1 protein-coding gene is annotated in these 915 nt (G+C 66.4%); it reads left to right on the top strand.

The genetic code is table 11. The features are described 5' to 3' along the window. Position 1: 1 nt before the first annotated feature. Positions 2–915, top strand: a 914-nt coding sequence (locus EOA28_RS37040) for an alpha/beta hydrolase (protein WP_148671172.1), incomplete at its 3' end; no start/stop codon positions are given.

Raw genomic sequence — 915 nt, 5'->3', positions numbered from 1 at the left:
CGTGAGCGACCCTACACCGCGAATAGTTGCGACCAACGGCATCCGCCTTAACATCGCGGAGCACGGAGACGGGCCCCCGGTGCTGTTGTGCCACGGCTTTCCCGAATCCTGGTATTCCTGGCGCCATCAGTTGAGCGCGCTTGCGGCGGCGGGCTTTCACGCCGTCGCCCCCGACATGCGGGGCTATGGCAAGAGCGATCGGCCGGAGGCGATCGACCAATACACGCTCTTTCATCTGGTCGGCGACATGGTGGGCCTTCTCGACGCCCTTGAAGCTCCCAGCTCCGTCATCGTCGGCCACGACTGGGGCGCGGTCGTCGCCTGGCATGCGGCGCTGCTGCGACCGGACCGCTTCCATGCCGTCATCGGCCTCAGTGTGCCGTTCCGGCCGCGCGCCAACGCGCGCCCGACCAGCCTCATGCCGCGAACGGCGGAGTCCCAGTTCTACCAGCTCTATTTCCAGCAACCCGGCATTGCCGAGGCGGAGCTGGAACGAGACCCGCGGGCCACGGTGCGCGCCATGCTTTACGCGGTGTCGGGAGACGCTTCGGACGGCGGCGCCGGAATCGCCATGGTCCCGCGCGGCGGAAGCCTCCTGCAAGCAGCCGAGGTTCCTGCAAGCCTGCCGCACTGGCTCAGCGAAAGCGACATCGATTTCTACGCCGGCGAGTTCCAGCGCGCCGGCTTCGCCGGAGGTCTCAACTGGTACCGCAACATCGACCGGAACTGGGAACTGATGGCGCCCTTTGCGGGCGCGCGGATCAAGGTTCCCGCGCTCTACATGGCAGGCAATCGCGACCTGGTGGTCGCCTTCCCCGGCATGGATCAACTGTTGGCCAATCTCAGGAACTTCATCCCGCAAATCCGCGATACGCTGATGCTGCCCGGCTGCGGGCATTGGACCCAGCAGGAGCG

The organism is Mesorhizobium sp. M2A.F.Ca.ET.067.02.1.1 (assembly GCF_004023285.1).
Lineage (GTDB): Bacteria > Pseudomonadota > Alphaproteobacteria > Rhizobiales > Rhizobiaceae > Mesorhizobium.
Note: the sequence above shows the minus strand (reverse complement) of the source record. Positions and strands in the feature narration are given on the sequence as shown.